Origin of the sequence: Roseovarius sp. D22-M7 (genome assembly GCF_037083785.1) — a bacterium.
Taxonomy (GTDB): domain Bacteria; phylum Pseudomonadota; class Alphaproteobacteria; order Rhodobacterales; family Rhodobacteraceae; genus Roseovarius.
The window spans coordinates 1-658 of sequence record NZ_JBAPKY010000216.1 but is presented as its reverse complement, the minus strand read 5'-3'; the positions used below and the strand labels follow the sequence as shown (position 1 = coordinate 658).

At 68.1% G+C, this 658-nt stretch carries 2 protein-coding genes; both read left to right on the top strand.

Features of this window, described 5'->3' with window-relative positions; genetic code table 11:
• A partial coding sequence (locus V8324_RS22220) for a DegT/DnrJ/EryC1/StrS family aminotransferase (protein WP_336422038.1) occupies positions 1-540 on the top strand: 540 nt, incomplete at its 5' end.
• Positions 537-658 (top strand): cytidylyltransferase domain-containing protein (locus V8324_RS22215; RefSeq protein WP_442970603.1); only part of this gene is annotated, 122 nt, incomplete at its 3' end. The genes V8324_RS22220 and V8324_RS22215, both read left to right, overlap by 4 nt.

The following is a 658-nucleotide window of genomic DNA, read 5'->3' as shown; positions in this document are numbered from 1 at the left end:
CTGGGCGCGCGCATGGCGCGGTTGCGCAGTCACGGCATCACCCGCGATAAGGACCTGATGACCCATGCCCCCGACGGCCCTTGGTACTACCAGCAACTGGAGCTGGGCTGGAACTACCGTATGACCGAGATGCAGGCGGCCCTCGGGCTGAGTCAGATGGAGCGGCTGGACGCCTTCATCGCCCGCCGCCGCGATCTTGCGTTGCGCTATGATGCCATGCTGGCCGATCTGCCGCTGCGCCTGCCCGGAAGGCTGGCGGGTGCCGGGTCCTCGTGGCACCTCTATGTGATCCGGCTGGACGATCCGACGCGTCACCGCGCGACCTTCGAGGCGTTGCGCGCCGGCGGCATCGGCGTGAACCTCCATTACATCCCCGTGCACCTGCAGCCCTATTACCGCTGCTTGGGCTTCGGCCCTGGCGATTTCCCGGCCGCTGAAGATTACTACGCGCGCGCCATCTCGATCCCGCTGCATGCCGGGCTGACCGATGAAGATCAGGCGAGGGTCGTCGCCACCCTGTCGCGGGCGCTGGCGGTATGACGCTGTGCGTCATACCGGCGCGGGGCGGGTCGAAGCGCCTCCCGCGCAAGAATATCCGGCAATTCTGCGGCAGCCCGATGATCGCCTGGCCGATCCGCGCCGCGATCGCGGCCGGGTG